Genomic DNA, 18,605 nt, shown 5'->3' on the forward strand with positions numbered 1-18,605 from the left:
GTCGAGCCACCGCGGCGGCGGTGTCGTCCCGGGAATTCCGGCGGTATGCCATGAGGCATGGACAGGACCATCCGCAACCCGTGGACGAACGGGCTGAGCTGCGCCGGCGTCCTGATGCTCGGCGCAGTGGTCCTCGGCCTCGTCACCGAGGCCCCGGAGCCGATGCAGCCCTTTCTTTTCCCCGCGCCGGCGGTGGCTGCGACTTGGCTGGCCTGGCGCGCCCTCTCCAGTCGGCTGCGGGTGTCCCCGGACGGCATCCGCAGCCGTGGTCTGTGGCGGACCCGGTTCGTGGCGTGGGACGACATGGTGGTGGTCGAGAGCGGGATCGACTGGTCGACGAACGGCGCCCTGTGGGAGTGCCCCGTGGCGATCCTCTTCGACGGCAGTGTCGTGAGCCTCACGGGCGTGTACGGGCTGCGCAGTGAGGGCGAGTCACGAGTCGATCGGATCGCGAAGGACCTGAACAGGATGTGCGACGAGAGCTGAGTGATGCATGAGTATGCAGGACTCTGCAAATTGATTGACTGTCGATGATCGCATTCCTATGCTCTGCAGGCATGGAGCTGATCCAGAACACCCCTGACCTTTCCGCCTACTTGGCTGCTGACGACGTCGTCGACCATGACCATCCAGTGGTACGGGAGACGGCCGTCCGGCTCGCCCGGGACGTTTCCGACTCGTATGCCTATGCGCAGGCCGCCTTCGAGTTCGTGCGCGACACCATCCCGCACTCCCAGGACTCGGGCGACCTGCGCGTCACCTGGCGGGCCTCCGACGTACTGCGGCAGGGCACCGGCATCTGCCACGCCAAGGCCCACGCCCTCGCCGCCCTGCTGCGGGCCGAGGACATCCCCACGGCACTCTGCTACCAGAGGCTGGCGCACGACGACGGTGACGGCCATGCCGTGCACGGCCTGGTCGCCGTCCGCTTCAACGGCGCCTGGCACCGGCAGGACCCCCGCGGCAACAAACCGGGCGTCGACGCCCAGTTCTCCCTCGAAGGTGAGCGACTGGCCTGGAGCCCCGATCCGCAGTCCGATGAGGTGGACTATCCACAGCTGTACGCCGAACCGCATCCGGCGGTCATCGGCGCCCTCAAGGCCGCCCCCGACCGGCCCGGTCTCTGGAAGACGCTCCCCACCGCGCTCTGAGGCAGACCGTGACGCCGGCGCACGGCCGGGTCAACGGGCCCGGCACCGGGGAGAGTTCCGCCCGCCTGGACGGTCGCGCCCCGCACGAGGACCCGCACATGGTTGCCCGCTCGAGATCTGCACGGTGTTCGGCTCCGAGCCCTCGTGCATCGCAACTCGGGCGAGGCGTCGGCGAAACGGGCCCTGTCGGACGCTGGACTGCCTGGACTTGGTGACGCCGACCGGCGGCGAGGGGGGGCGTCGAACACTCCGCCGCGGGCGAGGTCGTCCGGCCCTGCTGGAAAGGCCCGGCCCTCCGGGGCCCGGATCACCGTCCACGCCCCGGAGCGACGATTCAGCGGGCCTCGGCCGCCTTCACCTCTTCGGGGGTCGGCGCCGTGCCGCCGAGGTGGGCGGGCATCCACCAGGTGTCGTCCGGACCCTTGGGCCGTACGGGATAGGCGCGCTGGGCCGCCTCCAGCAGCTCCTGGACGCGCTCGCGCAGCCGCCGGGTGATGGCGCCCGCGTACTGGTCCTGGGGGGCCTCCACCGGCTCGCCCACCCGGATGGTGATCGGCGTGTGGCTGCGCTTGAAGTTGCGCGGGTGCCCCTTGGTCCACAGCCGCTGGGTGCCCCACAGCGCCATCGGGATGAGCGGCACGCCCGCCTCCTGGGCCATGCGGGCGGCACCCGACTTGAAGCTCTTCAGGGTGAAGGACTGCGAGATGGTCGCCTCCGGGAAGACGCCGACGATCTCGCCGGAGCGCAGCGACTGCAAGGCGTGCTGGTACGCCGTCTCGCCCTGCTTGCGGTCCACCGGGATGTGCCTCATACCGCGCATCAGCGGACCGGAGATCCGGTGCCGGAACACCGACTCCTTCGCCATGAAGCGCACCAGACGCTTCTGCGGCAGGGCGGCGAGACCGTCGAAGATGAAGTCCAGGTAGCTGATGTGATTGCTCACCAGCACGGCGCCGCCCGAGCGCGGAATGTTCTCCGATCCCTTGAGGTCGATCTTGAGGTCCCAGACCTTGAACAACGTTTGGGCGAGACCGACGACGGGACGGTAGACAAGCTCAGCCATGGACGGGGTGGACCCTTCTCTCTGCCTGGACGGGTGCTCCCGGCGGGAAGTTACGCAGCCGTAGGTTTACGGCATTGCGCAGATCGTGCCCCAAGAACGAACGGGGGGCCAGTCCTGGCGCCGCAGAACGGCGAGATCCTCGTCACGTCCCACAACTGATCCACCTCGGTTTTTTAAGCCGCCTTTACTCCGTACGGACCGTCACCCGCCGTACGAGCAGGTACATCTCGCAGCCCAGGCAGTACCCGAACGCGGCATTGAGGAACGCGGCGGCGAGCGCGGCGGCGGTCGCCGCGAGCCCCAGCCAGGTCGGGCCGAGTCCGAAACCGACCAGTCCCACACCGGCGAAGACCAGCCCCACCGCCTGCGCGAACCGCGGCGGCTCCGGCGACTCGAACTCGGTCGGCGGCCCGAGGCGGGGGCGCACCACCTTGCGGAACAGCCAGCCGTACGGCGAACGGCCCACCCCGCCCGCCGCGCCCAGCGCGAACGCCAGCGTCTGCCAGGCCAGCAGCCAGGCGCTCCCGGTGATCAGCACCACCGCCAGGACGGCGGTCGTCACGGCCGCCCCGAAGCGGGGGCCCCTCACATCAATGTCCATGAAGCAAGCATTCCGTATGGGAAAAGATCCGGGGAGCCGGGAATCTTTGCAGTCTCGTGAATGCTTGTGCAGGTGATGACCGGACTTGTGGTGTGCGCAGTGGTGCTCCTGGTGGCGAGCGCCTACGGAGTGATTCATCGGCAGCGGAACGGGAGGGTACGCGTGCGTGGGCGCGACGGCGGGAAGCGGCTCGGGGCGGCCGAGTTGGGTGGGGAACTCGGTGAGCGCGCCACGCTCGTGCAGTTCTCCAGTGCCTTCTGCGCGCCCTGCCGGGCCACCCGACGCGTCCTCGGTGAGGTCGCCGACATGGTCCCGGGTGTGACCCACGTCGAGATCGACGCCGAGGACCACCTGGACCTGGTGCGCGAACTCGACATCCTCAAGACGCCGACCGTGCTGGTCCTTGACGCCGCCGGCAGGGTCGTACGGCGTGCCACCGGCCAGCCGCGCAAGGCCGACGTCATCGCCGCACTGGGGGAGGCGGTTTGACGGCCGCGCTGCGGACGGTGAGGCATCTCCCATATGTCGGAACGTACTTGACTGCGCACACCACCTATCGTCAGCCTGACCGTATGCCTACGGAACTCCTTCTCTACGGGCGGGTGCACGTCGACCTCGCCCGCACTGCGAGCGCGCGCTGTCCGAGCTGTTGAGCAGCCACGACGCCCGCCCCTCCGCGTAGAAGGACAACTCCATGACGGCCACGCCCGACCTCGGCACCCGTACCCCTCAGTTCGCCTCCCCCGACCTGCTGCGCTCCGTCTTCCGGCGGCACGCGGCGGGAGTCGCCGTGATCACCGCGCGAGGTGATTCCGGCCCGGTCGGCTTCACCGCCACCTCGCTCACCTCCGTCTCCGCCGAGCCGCCGCTGCTGTCCTTCGGCATCAGCACCGGCGCCTCCAGCTGGCCGGCGATATCGGCGACCGACCACATCGGCGTCCACATACTCGGCGAGCATCAGCAGGACCTGGCGGCCATCTTCGCCAAGAGCGGCGCCGACCGCTTCGGCGCGCCCACCGCCTGGCGTACGGGACCCGAAGGCGTTCCCGTCCTCGACGACGTCCTCGCCTGGCTGGTGTGCCGGGTCGTGGGCCGCGTCCCCGCAGGGGATCACCGCATCGTGCTGGCCGAGGTCGTGCTCGGTGATCCCACGGGCCCCGGCCGCCCGCTCCTCTACCACCAGGGTCGTTTCAACGGCCTGCGCGACTGACCGCCGGGCGGCTCCGCCTGCGAAGCGGTCGAGTTCCGATTACGCTGCGTTGCAAAGGTCACAGTTCAAAGCGCTTGCTTAGCGGGAACGAACTGGGTGTACTGACGAGTAATGTTTCGCTCGGAGCGCGGGTCGCCCCGATCGGGATCGGCCGCTTGAGGCGCCTATGCTGCCTGAAAGTAGGCAGCACCGAAATGACGATTGCAGTAGGAGAGCCGGCGTGAGCTTGAGGATCGTTGTCACTGTGAAGTACGTGCCCGACGCCACTGGCGACCGGCACTTCGCCGATGACCTGACCGTCGACCGGGACGACGTGGACGGTCTGCTCTCCGAGCTGGACGAGTACGCGGTCGAGCAGGCGCTGCAGATCTCCGAGAACTCCGACGACGACGTGGAGATCACCGTTCTGACGGTGGGCCCCGAGGACGCCAAGGACGCGCTGCGCAAGGCCCTGTCCATGGGCGCCGACAAGGCCATCCACGTCGAGGACGACGACCTGCACGGCACGGACGCGATCGGCACCTCGCTGGTGCTGGCCAAGGCGATCGAGAAGGCCGGCTACGACCTGGTGGTCTCGGGCATGGCCTCCACCGACGGCACCATGGGCGTCGTACCCGCGCTGCTCGCGGAGCGCCTGGGCGTCCCGCAGGTCACCCTGCTGTCCGAGGTCTCCGTCGAGGACGGCACGGTCAAGGGCCGCCGTGACGGCGATGCCGCCTCCGAGCAGCTCGAGGCTTCGCTTCCGGCCGTCGTGTCGGTGACCGACCAGTCGGGTGAGGCGCGCTACCCCTCCTTCAAGGGGATCATGGCGGCGAAGAAGAAGCCGGTGGAGTCGTGGGACCTGTCCGACCTGGAGCTCGACGCGGAGGAGGTCGGTCTGGCGGGTGCCTGGACGAAGGTCGAGTCGGCGGCCGAGCGTCCGGCTCGCACCGCGGGCACGATCGTCAAGGACGAGGGCGAGGGCGGCAAGCAGCTCGCCGAGTTCCTCGCGAGCCAGAAGTTCATCTAAGGGACCTGTAGTCCCTCCGAGGCTCAACGCCCTTACCGCCCCTCAGACTTCGTACATCGCAGGAGAGCAATCCCATGGCTGAAGTTCTCGTCTACGTCGACCACGTGGACGGTGCCGTCCGCAAGCCCACCCTGGAGCTGCTGACCCTGGCCCGCCGCGTCGGCGAGCCGGTCGCCGTCGCGCTGGGCAACGGCGCGGGTGACACCGCCGCCGCGCTCGCCGAGCACGGCGCCGTCAAGGTGCTGACCCACGAGGCGTCCGAGTACGCCGACTACCTGGTCGTCCCCAAGGTGGACGCCCTGCAGGCGGCCGTCGAGGCCGTCTCCCCGGCCGCGGTGCTGGTGCCGTCCTCCGCGGAGGGCAAGGAGATCGCCGCGCGTCTGGCGCTGCGCATCGGCTCCGGCATCATCACCGACGCCGTCGACCTGGAGGCCGGTGACGAGGGCCCGGTGGCCACCCAGTCGGTGTTCGCCGCCTCCTTCACCACCAAGTCCCGTGTCTCCAAGGGCACCCCGGTCATCACGGTCAAGCCGAACTCGGCCGCCGTGGAGGCCGCCCCGGCCGCAGGTGCCGTCGAGGCCCTGTCCGTGTCCTTCTCCGAGCAGGCGACCGGTACCAAGGTCACCGGCCGCACCCCGCGCGAGTCGACCGGGCGCCCGGAGCTGACCGAGGCCGCGATCGTGGTCTCCGGCGGCCGCGGCGTCAACGGCGCCGAGAACTTCCCGCTCATCGAGGCCCTCGCCGACTCCCTCGGTGCGGCCGTCGGCGCCTCCCGTGCCGCGGTGGACGCGGGCTGGTACCCGCACACCAACCAGGTGGGCCAGACCGGCAAGTCCGTCTCCCCGCAGCTGTACATCGCCAACGGCATCTCCGGCGCCATCCAGCACCGGGCCGGCATGCAGACCTCGAAGACGATCGTGGCGGTCAACAAGGACCCGGAGGCCCCGATCTTCGACCTGGTCGACTACGGCGTGGTCGGAGACCTCTTCGACGTCGTCCCCCAGCTCACCGAGGAGATCAACGCCCGCAAGGGCTGATCACCCGCAGGCCGGTCGAGGCCCCCGCGACTGCACGAACAGTCGCGGGGGCCTCGGCTCATTCCAGACTGAGCGAGGCCCGCACGGGCAGATGGTCGCTCGGGAACTGACCGTCGGCGGAGAAGGTGTCGATGGTTGCCCGGTGCGTCGTCACCCATGGCGTGGTGAGGATCCAGTCGATGCGGTCGCCGTTCGGGATCAGCCCCTTGTAGCCGTGGAAGGTCCCGTACGGGGCGCCGCGGTGCGCCGCCGCGTCCCAGGTGTCGAGAAGCCCCGAGCCCACCAGCGTGTCGTAGACCGGGTTCCGGTGCGCGGCGGCGTTGAAGTCGCCGGTCACCACGGCCGGCAGCGAACGGTCGAGCTGGGCGATCCGCTGGGTCAGCAGTGAGGCGCTGCGCTCGCGCGCGTACTGGCCGGCGTGGTCGAAGTGCGTGTTGAGGACGTAGAACTCCCGCCCGCCGTCGGAGAGATCGCGGAAGCGGACCCAGGTGACGATGCGCGGGAAGGCGGCGCCCCAGGTGTTCGAGCGGATGACCTCCGGGGTGTCGGAGAGCCAGAAGGTGTAGTGCTCGACGGGGGCCAGACGCCGGTTGTCGTAGAAGATCGCCGCGGACTCGTCGCGGCTGCCGCCCTCGCGGCCGGTGCCGATCCAGTCGTAGGACGGCCCGAGGTCGGAGTCGATGTCGCGCAGTTGCTGGTAGAGGCCCTCCTGTGTGCCGATGACGTGGGGGTGCGCGCGACGCAGCAGCTCGCCCATCACCGGTCTGCGGTCGCTCCAGCTGTTCGGTTCCTTGGTGCTCGCGAAACGCAGGTTGAAGGTCATGACCTCGAGGCGGGGCGACCGGCGCGCCGGCGTCGAGGGGGACGGCGCGGTCGAGGCGGACGAGGCGGCGATCGCGGCGCCGGCGAGCGGCACGGTGACCGCCGCGGCCAAGGCCGCCTTGATGCCCAGACGGCGGGTGACTCGGCGGTGGTTCGACACTCGGGCTCCTTCGGGGGCGGCAGCCGGACGAGTCGTGCGAGGGCGAGTCGTGCACAGGGAAGTGTCATACCCGGGTGTGAGATGGGCGTGAACATGCCGAGATCACGGGGTTGCTCCCCGTGGACATGGTGTTGACCACCGGAAGGTGCCCAGATAACTTCATTCTACGGATTATTGATTCCGTACAGTGGAAAACAGGAGGGTATGGGATGGGTCAGGGCCAGCAGGAGAAGGTGGCGACGAGCCTCGCAGGCGCGATCAGCGAGGAGATCAGCGCCTCCCTCGCCCCGGTCGACGCCGAACTGGAGCGCCGCTACCCCGGGGACCCCGGCACCCGCCAGCCCGTCCACACCGTCTACGTCCCCGGTGACGTCTTCGCCGCCGACACCATCCGCTCCTGGGGCGACCAGGCCCTGGCGGCCCTCGACGAACACGCCCCCGACGCCGCCTCGTTCGCGGCCGTCCTCGGCCTGTCCGACGAACTCGCCGAGCCCGTGTACGCGCGCGTGCGCGCCAAGCTGGAGCGGGAGCCCGTCGAGGACCTGCGCGTCGACTTCGAGGACGGCTACGGCCCCCGCCCGGACGCCGAGGAGGACGAGGCGGCGGCCCGCGCGGCCCGCCTGATCGCACAGGCGTATGCGAAGGGGACGGCGGCCCCGTACATGGGCATCCGCATGAAGTGCATGGAGGCGCCGGTACGCGACCGGGGCATCCGCACCCTCGACATCTTCCTCAGCGGTCTCATGGAGGCCGGCGGGCTGCCCGACGGGTTGGTGCTGACGCTGCCCAAGGTGACCTATGCCGAGCAGGTCACCGCCATGGCGCGGCTCCTGGAGGCCTTCGAGAAGGCTCGCGGGCTCGAGCCCGGCCGGATCGGCTTCGAGATCCAGATCGAGACCAGCCAGTCGATCCTCGCCACCGACGGCACCGCCACCGTCGCGCGCATGATCCAGGCCGCCGAGGGCCGCGCCACCGGACTGCACTACGGCACCTTCGACTACAGCGCCTGCCTCGGCGTCTCCGCCGCCTACCAGGCCAGCGACCACCCGGCCGCCGACCACGCCAAGGCGATCATGCAGGTCGCGGCCGCCGGGACGGGCGTACGGGTGTCGGACGGCTCGACCAATGTGCTGCCGGTCGGCCCGACGGAGAAGGTCCACGACGCCTGGCGCCTGCACTACGGCCTCACCCGCCGAGCCCTGGCCCGCGCCTACTACCAGGGCTGGGACATGCACCCCGGCCACATCCCCACCCGTTACGCGGCCGTCTTCGCCTTCTACCGCGAGGGCTTCGAGCAGGCCGCCGCCCGTCTCGCCCGCTACGCCAACCGGGCCGGCGGTGACGTCATGGACGAGCCCGCCACCGCCAAGGCCCTCAGCGGCTATCTGCTGCGCGGACTGGACTGCGGCGCGCTGGACATCGCCGAGGTCGCCCGGGCGACCGGACTGACCCGGGCCGATCTGGAGGGCTTCGCGGCACCCCGGCGCGGCGACCTGACCGCGTCGGCCAAGTAGCAGACCCGTCACAGCCGTCACCACCGGCCGACGTTGTCACCCCGGCACCGTAGTCTGTACGGCACGCATTGACATGTCACAGGAACGGGGCGGGCGGTGTCTTCGGGGGAGTCCTCAGGCGGGAACAACCGGGCTGACGGGACGGGGCGGCTGCTGGCGGGGCGCTATCGCGTCGTGTCCCAACTCGGCCGCGGCGGCATGGGCATCGTCTGGAGAGCCGTCGACGAGGTGCTGGGACGTGAGGTCGCCGTCAAGGAACTGCGCACCTACACCGACGCCGCCGGGCCCGAACTCGCCGATCTGCGGCTGCGGATGCAGCGCGAGGCGCGCGCGGCGGCCCGGGTGCGCCACCCCGCGGTCGTCGCCGTGCACGACGTGACCGAGGTCGACGGCCGTCCGCTCATCGTCATGGAGCTGGTCGACGGGCCGTCCCTGGAGCAGGTGTTGCGCGAGCGCGGCCCCCTCGACCCGGTCGAGGCCGCCGGTATCGGCGCCAGGGTGATGGACGCGCTGGCGGCAGCCCACCGGGCCGGCGTCCTGCACCGTGACGTGAAACCCGGAAACATCCTGCTCGAAGGGTCCGGCCGGGTCGTCCTGACGGACTTCGGCATCGCGGCTATGGAGGACCCCGGCGACGGCGCGGCCACCCATCTGACCCGCAGCGGTGCGCTCGTCGGCTCCCTGGACTACCTGGCGCCCGAGCGCGCCCAGGGCGCCGAGGCGAGCCCGGCCTCCGACGTCTGGGCCCTGGGAGCCACGCTGTACGCGGCCGTCGAGGGCTCCTCGCCCTTCCGCCGCACCTCGACGTACTCCACGCTCACCGCCATCGTCACCGAGCCCCTGCCGGAGCCGGAGCGTGCCGGCCCGCTCGCCCACGTGCTCCGGCAGCTGCTGGACAAGCGGCCCGAGACCCGCCCGGACGCCGAGCAGGGGCGCGCCCTGCTGCAGGCGGTGGCGGACGCGGGCGGCACGGACACACCGACGACGACCCTGCGCGATCACCCGGCGCCGAGGGCGCGGACGGAGCCGGACGTCCCCTCGCTGCCCCCAGGGTTCCTCATTCCGGAAGCGGCGCAGGGTTCCGCTCCCACCGAGCAACGCGGGCCGGTGCCGCCCGGCTCCGACCCGGCCGCACGGCACGACCAGGCGGCGCCCGGCTCCACCCCCGCGCCGTTTGCCGCACACGCGACGCCGGGCTTCGGCCCGCCCGCGCCGCAGAACCCGGCACCGGAGCCGGCGACGGCCCCCACCGGGCCCATGTCGCCTTCGACCTCCCCGCGCCGCAAGGGCCGCGCCCTGCTCGCCGCCGCGGCCGTCACCGTCGTCCTCGCGGCGGCCGGCGGCACCGTCGCCCTGCTGAACGCCCGGAACACGGAAGCGAACACGCGCCCCTCCGCGTCCCGTTCGGATGCCCAGGCGTCCGCCTCCGACCGCACCGACGCCGACCACTCGGACGGCCCCGAGCCGACGGAACAGGGCGACAAGAAGACCCCGGCACCGACGAAGACCGCGGGCCGGAAGGACGGGGCCACACCGACGAGCCGGGCCTCCTCCTCGCCCACGGCGAAGTCCCCGGGCGGCGGCACCACCGGAGGCGGTACCACGGGCGGCACGACCTCAGGCGGCACCACCGGCGGCGGCACGACAGGCGGAGGGGGCGCGACCACCCCGGCACCGGCCTGCACCTCCATAGGCGGCGGCAAGTACAACTGCACGGTCTGGCGCACCGCCAAGTCCTACACCGCTTCCGGCACCGAGGTCGGCGTCCTCGGCGCGGGCACCAACTACTTCTACTGCCAGCAGAACCTGGGCCGGCGCGAGACCTACGGCCAGTGGACCAACGTCTGGTGGGCGAAGACGGACGACGACAGGGGCAACACGAACGTCTACGTCAGCGACGTCTACGTCAAGGGCGGCGACAACGACCAGCCGATCCCCGGACTCCCGGTCTGCTGACGCCCGTCACTGTCACCCGTCCGCCACGTACCGTTCCAGCCCGGACTCCGTCACCAGCTTCTCCTCGGCGAACACCCGGGTGCCCTGCTCGCACAGCCCGGCATCGGCACGCGCCCGGGTGCAGAACTCCTCGGGTGTGACACCGAACAGCTCCCTCAACCGGGCCGAACCGACGAGGAGTTCGCTGAGCAGCGCCCGCTGAGCGACCGGCCTGCGCGGCGTCCCCGAGCCGTTGCGCAGGACCCCGCGGCGGTTGACGTAGATGTACGCACCGGGCAGCCGCGTCCCGTCCTCCAGCTCGATCCGAACCCGCGGCTCCTGCAGCCGGGCGCGCCGGAAGTTGCCGTACCGCAGCGGCACGCCCTCGCTCGCGTCGATCATCGCGAGTTGCGCGGCATCCAGCCAGGTGACGAACAACTCGCGCAGGGTGCCAGGCGAATCGACCGGTGAGGCGGACACATAGCCCAGGCGGCTGACGTGTGCGGAGACGCCCACGTCGATGCCGGTGACCCGGGCGCGCACCATCGGGACGGGCGAGGTGATCCCGGACTCGTCCATTTTGTGGCGCAGTTGGCCCGGGCAGGCGTTGGAGCCGACCGCCAGCACGGGGACGCGGTCCTCGTGCACCAGGCGGTCGAGGGGCAGGAACCGGTCGCCGTCGAGGAGCCCGGACCGCGTGGGCCAGGCTCCCGGGTAGAGCAGGGGTTGGTCACGCGGGGCCACTGCGAGGCCCAGCACTTCGAGGCGGTGGTCTGCTTCGCCGTCCATGGCGGCTCAGTCCGCCGGCGGCAGTTCGCCCGAACCGCGGGTGATCAGTCTGGTCGGCAGCTCGATGCGCTCCGGCGTGAGCAGCGTGCCGTCCAGCTGACGGAAGAGGCGGTCGGCGGCGGTGCGTCCGAGGGCCGCCGCGTCCTGGGCGACCACGGTGACGCCCGGCTGCAGCAGATCGGCGAGCTCGAAGTCGTCGAAGCCGACCAGGGCGACCCGGCGGGGCTGCTCGGCGAGGACCCGGACCACGGTGACCGTCACGCGGTTGTTGCCCGCGAAGACCGCGCTGACCGGGGCGGGCCCGGAGAGCATCTCCTCGGCGGCCCGGCGCACCCGCTGCGGGTCCGTGACACCCAGGGACATCCAGGAGTCCTCGACCGGGATGCCCGCGTCCTCCATGGCGGCCCGGTAGCCCCGCAGGCGCTCGGCGGCCGTGTGGATACGGGGCATGTCGCCGATGAAGCCGATCCGGCGGTGTCCGTGGGCGATGAGGTGGGCGACGCCGTCGCGGGCGCCGCCGTAGTTGTCGGACAGGACGACATCGGCGTCGATCTTCCCGGCGGGCCGGTCGACGAACACCGTGGCGACACCCGCCCTGATCTCGGGCTCCAGATAGCGGTGGTCGTCACCGGCCGGAATGATCACCAGTCCGTCCACCCGCCGCGCGCACAGGGCCAGCGCCAGCTCCTGCTCGCGATCGGGGTCCTCGGCGCTGGAGCCGTTGATCAGCAGGGCGCCGTGCGCGCGGGCCACCTCCTCGACCGCGCGGCTGAGGGGGCCGTAGAACGGGTCGGCGAGATCCTCCAGGACCAGGCCGATGCTGGCGGTGCGGCCCTTGCGCAGCACGCGCGCGCTGTCGTTGCGGCGGAAGCCGAGCGCGTCGATGGCCTCCTGGACGCGGCGCTCGGTCTCGGGGGTGACGCCGGGCTCGCCGTTGACCACGCGGGAGACGGTCTTCAGCCCGACTCCGGCGCGCGCCGCCACGTCCTTCATGGTGGGACGGTTGCCGTAGCGCGTAGCGGAGAGGGGGGCTGTTCGGCGAGCGGTCTCGGGCACGATGCGCTGTCCTGTCCTGTCTCGTCCGCGGGTCTCGTCCACGGGGGTGCGTCAGACCATGAGTTTGTATGAGGATGTGGCGTCGAGCATAGAGCCTGGACAACGTTGTCATATGCGCGAGAGACTGTCCATCGCAATCTCCGGCCTGCGCCCCCACCGTCAGACCGGCCCGCCCGTCTCCGTAGTTGAAGGGGGAACTTCCCCCTGACCGCCGGGGATCCGATGGTTTTCGGGGAGATCCGACACTGATGCACACCGACCTCGTGGCAGCGCTCGACATCGGCGGTACGAAGATCGCCGGGGCGCTGGTGGACGGCCACGGCCAGATCGTGGTGCGCGCTCAGCGTGCGACGCCCGCGCAGCAGGACGGCGAGACCGTGATGGGTGCCGTGCGGGAGGTCCTCGGCGAGCTGACCGCCGCACCGCTGTGGGGCCGCGCCACGGCGCTCGGGATCGGCAGCGCCGGCCCGGTGGACGCCTCCGCGGGCACGGTGAGCCCGGTGAACGTGCCGGGCTGGCGCGACTTCCCGCTCGTGCGGCGGGTCCAGGAGGCGGCGGGGGGTCTGCCGGTCGAGCTGATCGGCGACGGCGTGGCGATCACTGCGGCCGAGCACTGGCAGGGCGCCGCCCGCGGCCACGACAACGCGCTGTGCATGGTGGTCTCCACGGGTGTCGGGGGCGGCCTGGTCCTGAACGGTCAGCTGCACCCCGGCCCCACCGGCAACGCGGGCCACATCGGCCACATCAGCGTCGATCTCGACGGCGACCCCTGCCCCTGCGGCTCGCGCGGCTGCGTCGAACGCATCGCGAGCGGCCCCAACATCGCCCGCCGCGCCCTGGAGAACGGCTGGCGGCCCGGCCCCGACGGGGACACCTCCGCGGCCGCGGTGGCCGCCGCCGCCCGTGCCGGGGACCCGGTCGCTGTCGCTTCCTTCGAGCGCGCCGCCCAGGCGCTGGCCGCGGGCATCGCGGCCACCGCCACGCTCGTCGAGATCGACATCGCGGTGATCGGCGGCGGAGTGGGCAAGGCGGGCGACGTGCTGTTCACCCCGCTGCGCAAGGCCCTCGGCGACTACGCGACCCTGTCCTTCGTGCAGCGCCTGAAGATCACGCCGGCCCAGATGGGCACGGACGCCGGACTGGTCGGGGCGGCCGCGGCCGCGCTCGCCAAGCAGGCGGACGCAGCCGCGGTCTGAAGGACCCGAAAGGGCTGCCGGGACTCAGCAGGCCAACTGCGCGTTCGCCCAGTCCGCATGGTCCGAGTCGATCCCGTCGCCGCCGTCGGTGACGACCAGACGGACCACCTGGGCGCCGGTCACATCGGCGGTGAGCGGCTGGGCGGGCATCGCATTGGTCAGCACGCCGGTCGAGGCGACCTTGGTGCCGTCGGCCCAGACCTCGAAGGCGACGGTGCCGTTGGCGCCCTTCTCGTCGTCGACGCCGACATCGGCGGTGACCGTCCTGCACGCCCTGCCGGTGTAGTACTCGACGGCGCTCTCCGCGTGGACGCCGAGTCCCTTGCCGTACACCACCCCGCCGATGGTGAGGGGGTTGCCGTCGCCCGCGGCGCTCTCCCCGTTGCTGGTGTTGCGCTCGACCGGCCCATAGCCGTTCGTGGCCGACAGCCAGGGCAGGTCGCCCAGTCCGGACGTCCCCGAGGGCGGCGGCACGACGACGGATGCGGTCAGCGGGACCGTGCTGTCGACGCGGTCACCGCTCGCCGAACGGTAACTCGCCTTGAGGGTCAGGTCGTACGACCCTGTCGGCGTCCCCGCCGGGGCTGTGAGCGACCACGTGGTGCGCAGGGAGCGGCCCGACGGCAGCGAGGCGGCCGTGGTCCGTGAGGTCGCCTGGACCGCCCAGCCCTGGGGTCCGGTCAGCGAGACGGACACACGCCGGGCGGGTGTGCGGCCCAGGTCGGTGACGGTCGACGTCAGTGCGGCCGCCTTGCCCGCCTCGACCAGCGGGCTGCCGTCCAGGCCGAGTTCGACGGCGGGCGGGAGCGCGGCCCACTTGGGGTCGGCCATGACCCGTACCAGGACCGTGCCGTGCGCCGGTACGGTCGCCGAGATGGTGCCGGCGGTGTTGTAGCTCCTGTGCTGCCACAGGTCGCGCAGGGTGTAGGCGTCGGCGGCGGGCAGGCCCACGGCCCGGGCGGTGGTGCTGATGTGCTGGGCCGTTCCGGACTCGTTGAACAGGGCGACCGCGCGGCTGCCGTCCTTCATCTCCTTGGCGACGACCCAGCGCCCGCCCTGGGAGGAGACGACCGTGCCCTGCTTGCCCAGCGGGTCCTGGTCGACGGCGACGACCTCCTTGTTGTCGAGGATGTCGAAGGTCGCCTGGGAGGCCCTGCGCAGGTCGGAGCCGATGAGCAGCGGGGCGGCCATGATCGACCACATCGAGAAGTGCGAGCGGTACTCGGTGTCCGTCATGCCGCCGTTGCCGACCTCCAGCATGTCGGGGTCGTTCCAGTGCCCGGGGCCCGCGTACGGCGCGAGCGGCAGGTTCTTCTTCAGGATGGACAGCATCGAACCCCAGTTGTCGCTGATGTCGCCCGTCGTACGCCACAAGTGGCCCACGTCGGCCGCCCATTCCCAGGGTTTGTTCTGGCCCCATTCGCAGATGCTGTAGACGATCGGCCGACCGGTCGCCTTGAGGGCGTCGCGCATGGTCGTGTAGCGCAACGTGGCGTCCACACCCTGGTTATTGCAGTTGTCGTACTTGACGTAGTCCACGCCCCAGTCCGCGAACTGCCGGGCGTCGCTGTACTCGTGACCGAGCGCGCCCGGGAACCCGGCGCTGTCGCAGGTCTTCGTGCCCGCGCTGGTGTAGATGCCGAGTTTGAGCCCCTTGGCGTGAACATAGTCGGCGACCGCCTTGATCCCGTTCGGGAAGCGGGCCGGATCGGGGACGAGTTTGCCGTCCGCGTCCCGGGCCGGCAGGGCCCAGCAGTCGTCGAGGTTGACGTACTGGTATCCGGCGTCCTTGAGGCCCTTCTCGACGAAGATGTCCGCGATTCCCTTGACCATGGACGCGTTGAACTCGGCACGGCAGTGCGTGGAGTTCCAGTTGTTGAAGCCCATCGGTGGGGTGAGGGCGAGGCCGTCGGCCAGGGCGGGGGCGGCGGGCGCGGCGGTGGGTGCCGCCACGGCGGGCACGGCGAGTCCCGCGGCGCCCAGCAGCCCTGCGGCGAGCGCTCCGACCACTCTTCGGCGGGTTGTGCGGGTGGGAAGGTGACGCATCGTACGTTCCTCCGAGCACACGAAAGGTGGGATGACGTCATGTCCGCGTCATCGCTGCGCGATCACGGTAGAACGTGTCCGACTCTGTTGGAAGAGGTCGGGTAGTGGTTGTTCGATATCCCGTCGGGACCCTTGCCCTCGCGGCCCCACGGTTGTCGTTTGGTTTATTGGTCCAGTCCGGAGGTGGGCAGGTCATCGGATGTGCGCACAAAGAGGAGGAAGTTTTGAACGCGTTCAAGTTTTTGGGTTAGGCTTCCGTCATACGAAGGGGGAAGCCTGATGAAGATCGTCATTCCTGGCGGAACAGGGCAGGTCGGCACGGTCCTGAGGCGCGCGCTGACGGGTGCCGGTCACGAGGTCGTGATCCTCACCCGGCGGCCGGTGCGCCAGGGCGAGGTCCGCTGGGACGGCGAGCACCTGGGCCCTTGGGTCGAGGAGATCACCGGCAGTGACGTCGTGATCAACCTGGCGGGGCGCAGCGTCAGCTGCCGGTACACCCCGGCCAATCTGCAGACGATGATGGACTCCCGGGTGAACTCGGCCCGGGTCGTGGGCGAGGCGATCGCAGCCGCAGCGCAGCCGCCCCGCGTCTGGCTCCAGATGAGTACGGCCACGGTCTACGCCCACCGCTTCGACGCGCCCAACGACGAGACGACCGGCGAGATCGGCGGCAACGAGTCGGACGTTCCCGGCTACTGGGGCTATAGCGTCGAGATCGCCAGGAACTGGGAGCGGGCGCAGGAGGAGGCCGACACGCCCCGCACCCGCAAGGTCGCCCTGCGCTCCGCCATGGTGATGAGCCCCGATCGCGGCGGAGTCTTCGACGTCCTGCTGCGGCTGGCGCGGCTCGGCCTCGGCGGCCCGGTCGCGGGCGGTGCCCAGTACGTCTCCTGGATCCACGAGCGCGAGTTCGTCCGCGCGGTGGAGTTCCTCGTCGACCGGGACGACCTCGCCGGGCCGGTGAACCTCGCCGCTCCCGCACCGCTGCCGCACCGCGCCTTCATGAGGACCCTGCGCACTGCCTGGGGCATGCCGGTCGGGCTGCCCGCCACGCGCTGGATGGCGGAACTCGGGGCCTTCGCCCTGCGCTCGGACACCGAACTCCTGCTGAAGAGCCGCCGGGTCGTCCCCGGCCGCCTGCTCGAAGCGGGGTTCGCCTTCGAGTACGGCCAGTGGCCCGAGGCCGCCGCCGACCTGGTGCGCCAGGTGCGCGACGGACGAGGGCGTGACCCGCGGGCGGTTTCACAGTTGAACCGGGCATGAAGAAACGCAGCATGCTCGCCATTGCCTCCCTCGCCACCGGGTTCGTGGTCGCCGCCATCACTCCCTCGCAACACGCCGACCACCAGGTGGTCGGTGATCACCAGACGCTCGACGGCCTGGGCGTCGAGGACACCGTCGGCACGGTCACCCACACGACCGGGGACGAGGGCCTCGCCGGCCCCGGCAAGGCCCTCGGCCAGTAGCACCGACCGGGACGAGGCCGGATCGTGGCGCCGGTGCCCCTGCGGCAGGGGTACCGGCGCCCCCTTTTGTGCGCCCTCAACTGGGGCTGGTTTCCGTGGCAGGGTGGAGCGGGCAAGCCTCAGGGGGCCAAGAGAAGAGGGGGACCTGTGACCGTCGTCTGGATCAACGGCGCGTTCGGTGCGGGGAAGACCACCACCGCACGGGAACTGATCGAGCTGATCCCGAACAGCACGCTCTTCGATCCCGAGGTGATCGGCGCGGCGCTCACGCAGCTGCTGCCGCCCAAACACCTCGCCGAGGTCGGCGACTACCAGGACCTGCCGATCTGGCGACGCCTCGTGATCGACACGGCGGCCGCGATGCTCGCCGAACTGGGCGGAACCCTGGTGGTTCCGATGACCTTGTTGCGCCAGGAGTACCGCGACGAGATCTTCGGCGGTCTCGCGGCACGCCGTATCTCCGTCCGACATGTCCTCCTCGCCCCGGCGGAAACGATCCTGCGGGAGCGAATAGCCGGCCGGGAGGTGCCCCCGGACCTGCCGGACGGCGAGATGCGGGTACGGCAGTGGTCGTACGACCACATCGAGCCGTACCGTGCCGCCCTCGGCTCCTGGCTCACCGCCGATGCCTATCCCGTCGATACGGGGGCCCTCACTCCGTATGAGAGTGCGCTCCGTATCGCCGAGGCCGTCAGCACGGGGGAGGTGGTGGCGTGCGACATAGTGCAAACCCCTGAGCCCACTGCCGAGACGCTCGCCGCCGGCGTCCTCCTCTTCGACGAGCAGGACCGCGTCCTCCTCGTGGACCCCACCTACAAGGCCGGCTGGGAGTTCCCCGGCGGTGTCGTCGAACCCGGCGAGGCGCCTGCCCGCGCCGGCATGCGCGAGGTCGTCGAGGAGACCGGCATCCATCTCGACGAGGTCCCCCGCCTTCTGGTCGTCGACTGGGAGGCCCCCGCTCCGCCCGGTTACGGCGGACTGCGCCTCCTCTTCGACGGCGGCCGCCTCGACTCCGCCGAGGCCGCACGGCTCCTGCTGCCCGGCCCCGAGCTGCGCGACTGGCGGTTCGCCACCGAGGACGAGGCCGCGGACCTGCTGCCGCCGGTGCGCTACGAGCGGTTGCGCTGGGCCTTGCGGGCCCGCGAGCGCGGGGCGGCGCTGTATCTGGAGGCGGGCGTCCCGGTCGGCTGACCTGCGGCGAACTGGACCGCGAGGAGGAACGCCGCACCCCGATCACCGGCTCCCCGCCCTCCCTGCCGAACCTGCCGCCCGGCTGCCTGTTCGCCCCACGCTGCCCGCCTGCGCCGCGAGGCCTGCGACACCACGGAGCCCGGACACGACGAGAGCACCTCAGCGCCGGCCACTTCGCTGACGAACTCGCGGGCACCGGGGCCGCGGAGGTGCTCGACGCAGTCGGCGCCGACTCCGAGGCCCTGCCTGCTGCGCCGACACGACGACGCCCGCGCCCCACTCGACCCCTCCCGCCGAGGAGGACTCCGCAATGAGCGCCCTTTGCCCAGGCCGCCGCCCTGCCCCTGCCCGTGTGCGGG

18 protein-coding genes and 1 pseudogene are annotated in these 18,605 nt (G+C 71.1%); 13 read left to right on the plus strand and 6 right to left on the minus strand.

All coding sequences use genetic code 11. The features are described 5' to 3' along the window. The first annotated feature begins 57 nt into the window (after positions 1 to 57). The 3 genes and pseudogenes from ACIBW9_RS09630 to ACIBW9_RS09640 all read left to right on the plus strand — a co-directional run. Positions 58 to 486, plus strand: coding sequence for a PH domain-containing protein (locus tag ACIBW9_RS09630; RefSeq protein WP_398953004.1), 429 nt, complete (start codon positions 58 to 60; stop codon positions 484 to 486). A 71-nt stretch (positions 487 to 557) separates the two neighbouring features. Beyond that, a complete protein-coding gene (locus ACIBW9_RS09635) occupies positions 558 to 1,151 on the plus strand; it encodes a transglutaminase domain-containing protein (RefSeq protein WP_398953006.1) in 594 nt (197 codons plus the stop codon). 17 nt (positions 1,152 to 1,168) lie between these two features. Beyond that, positions 1,169 to 1,355 (plus strand): annotated as a pseudogene (locus ACIBW9_RS09640) (cytoplasmic protein); the annotation flags it as partial. Positions 1,356 to 1,485: 130 nt separating this feature from the next. On the opposite strand, the gene ACIBW9_RS09645 reads toward ACIBW9_RS09640, so the two are convergent. After that, positions 1,486 to 2,214, minus strand: a complete 729-nt coding sequence (locus tag ACIBW9_RS09645; protein ID WP_389074047.1) for a lysophospholipid acyltransferase family protein — start codon at positions 2,212 to 2,214, stop codon at positions 1,486 to 1,488. Positions 2,215 to 2,398: 184 nt separating this feature from the next. Next, a complete protein-coding gene (locus ACIBW9_RS09650) occupies positions 2,399 to 2,815 on the minus strand; it encodes a DUF4395 domain-containing protein (protein ID WP_398953009.1) in 417 nt (138 codons plus the stop codon). A gap of 75 nt (positions 2,816 to 2,890) precedes the next feature. On the opposite strand from ACIBW9_RS09650, the gene ACIBW9_RS09655 reads away from it, so the two are divergent. The 4 genes from ACIBW9_RS09655 (at position 2,891) to ACIBW9_RS09670 (ending at position 6,071) form a co-directional block, all read left to right on the plus strand. Further along, positions 2,891 to 3,304, plus strand: coding sequence for a TlpA family protein disulfide reductase (locus ACIBW9_RS09655; RefSeq protein ID WP_398953011.1), 414 nt, complete (start codon positions 2,891 to 2,893; stop codon positions 3,302 to 3,304). A gap of 205 nt (positions 3,305 to 3,509) precedes the next feature. After that, complete coding sequence (locus ACIBW9_RS09660) at positions 3,510 to 4,025, plus strand: flavin reductase family protein (RefSeq protein WP_398953013.1); 516 nt, start codon at positions 3,510 to 3,512, stop codon at positions 4,023 to 4,025. Positions 4,026 to 4,245: 220 nt separating this feature from the next. Then, positions 4,246 to 5,034: an electron transfer flavoprotein subunit beta/FixA family protein gene (locus tag ACIBW9_RS09665; protein WP_398953015.1), complete on the plus strand. Its 789-nt coding sequence runs from the start codon at positions 4,246 to 4,248 to the stop codon at positions 5,032 to 5,034. Between the two features lie 74 nt (positions 5,035 to 5,108). Then, positions 5,109 to 6,071 carry an electron transfer flavoprotein subunit alpha/FixB family protein gene (locus ACIBW9_RS09670; RefSeq protein ID WP_398953017.1) on the plus strand — a complete coding sequence of 321 codons (963 nt, stop codon included), beginning with the start codon at positions 5,109 to 5,111 and terminating at the stop codon, positions 6,069 to 6,071. A 58-nt stretch (positions 6,072 to 6,129) separates the two neighbouring features. Here ACIBW9_RS09670 and ACIBW9_RS09675 read toward each other — a convergent pair whose 3' ends face one another. After that, positions 6,130 to 7,053, minus strand: a complete 924-nt coding sequence (locus ACIBW9_RS09675) for an endonuclease/exonuclease/phosphatase family protein (protein ID WP_398953019.1) — start codon at positions 7,051 to 7,053, stop codon at positions 6,130 to 6,132. Positions 7,054 to 7,262: 209 nt separating this feature from the next. Here ACIBW9_RS09675 and ACIBW9_RS09680 point away from each other — a divergent pair, with 209 nt between their 5' ends. Then, a complete protein-coding gene (locus ACIBW9_RS09680; RefSeq protein WP_398953021.1) occupies positions 7,263 to 8,567 on the plus strand; it encodes a DUF6986 family protein in 1,305 nt (434 codons plus the stop codon). Between the two features lie 96 nt (positions 8,568 to 8,663). Beyond that, entirely contained in the window at positions 8,664 to 10,523 is a 1,860-nt protein-coding gene (locus ACIBW9_RS09685) for a protein kinase (RefSeq protein WP_398953023.1), read from the plus strand. 12 nt (positions 10,524 to 10,535) lie between these two features. Here the strand turns inward: ACIBW9_RS09685 and ACIBW9_RS09690 are convergent, their stop codons facing one another. Together ACIBW9_RS09690 and ACIBW9_RS09695 are read right to left on the minus strand one after the other, a co-directional pair. Further along, positions 10,536 to 11,291 carry a hypothetical protein gene (locus ACIBW9_RS09690; protein WP_398953025.1) on the minus strand — a complete coding sequence of 252 codons (756 nt, stop codon included), beginning with the start codon at positions 11,289 to 11,291 and terminating at the stop codon, positions 10,536 to 10,538. Positions 11,292 to 11,297: 6 nt separating this feature from the next. Then, complete coding sequence (locus ACIBW9_RS09695; RefSeq protein WP_398953027.1) at positions 11,298 to 12,347, minus strand: LacI family DNA-binding transcriptional regulator; 1,050 nt, start codon at positions 12,345 to 12,347, stop codon at positions 11,298 to 11,300. A 248-nt stretch (positions 12,348 to 12,595) separates the two neighbouring features. On the opposite strand from ACIBW9_RS09695, the gene ACIBW9_RS09700 reads away from it, so the two are divergent. Continuing rightward, complete coding sequence (locus tag ACIBW9_RS09700) at positions 12,596 to 13,543, plus strand: ROK family protein (RefSeq protein WP_398953029.1); 948 nt, start codon at positions 12,596 to 12,598, stop codon at positions 13,541 to 13,543. A 24-nt stretch (positions 13,544 to 13,567) separates the two neighbouring features. Here ACIBW9_RS09700 and ACIBW9_RS09705 read toward each other — a convergent pair whose 3' ends face one another. Beyond that, positions 13,568 to 15,589 (minus strand): NPCBM/NEW2 domain-containing protein, encoded by a 2,022-nt coding sequence (locus tag ACIBW9_RS09705; protein WP_398953031.1) that lies wholly within the window; start codon positions 15,587 to 15,589, stop codon positions 13,568 to 13,570. Positions 15,590 to 15,868: 279 nt separating this feature from the next. Between ACIBW9_RS09705 and ACIBW9_RS09710 the strand changes: the two genes are divergently transcribed. From ACIBW9_RS09710 to ACIBW9_RS09720, 3 genes are all read left to right on the plus strand, one after another. Then, on the plus strand, positions 15,869 to 16,852 hold the full coding sequence (locus tag ACIBW9_RS09710) for a TIGR01777 family oxidoreductase (RefSeq protein ID WP_398953033.1): 984 nt from the start codon (positions 15,869 to 15,871) through the stop codon (positions 16,850 to 16,852). Continuing rightward, positions 16,849 to 17,055 carry a hypothetical protein gene (locus ACIBW9_RS09715; protein WP_398953035.1) on the plus strand — a complete coding sequence of 69 codons (207 nt, stop codon included), beginning with the start codon at positions 16,849 to 16,851 and terminating at the stop codon, positions 17,053 to 17,055. Before ACIBW9_RS09710 ends, ACIBW9_RS09715 begins: the two co-directional genes overlap by 4 nt. Before the next feature lie 147 nt (positions 17,056 to 17,202). Further along, positions 17,203 to 18,246, plus strand: a complete 1,044-nt coding sequence (locus ACIBW9_RS09720; protein WP_398953037.1) for an NUDIX domain-containing protein — start codon at positions 17,203 to 17,205, stop codon at positions 18,244 to 18,246. Positions 18,247 to 18,605: the final 359 nt, after the last annotated feature.

The sequence above is a fragment of the Streptomyces sp. NPDC049541 genome (assembly GCF_044465725.1).
Lineage (GTDB): Bacteria > Actinomycetota > Actinomycetes > Streptomycetales > Streptomycetaceae > Streptomyces.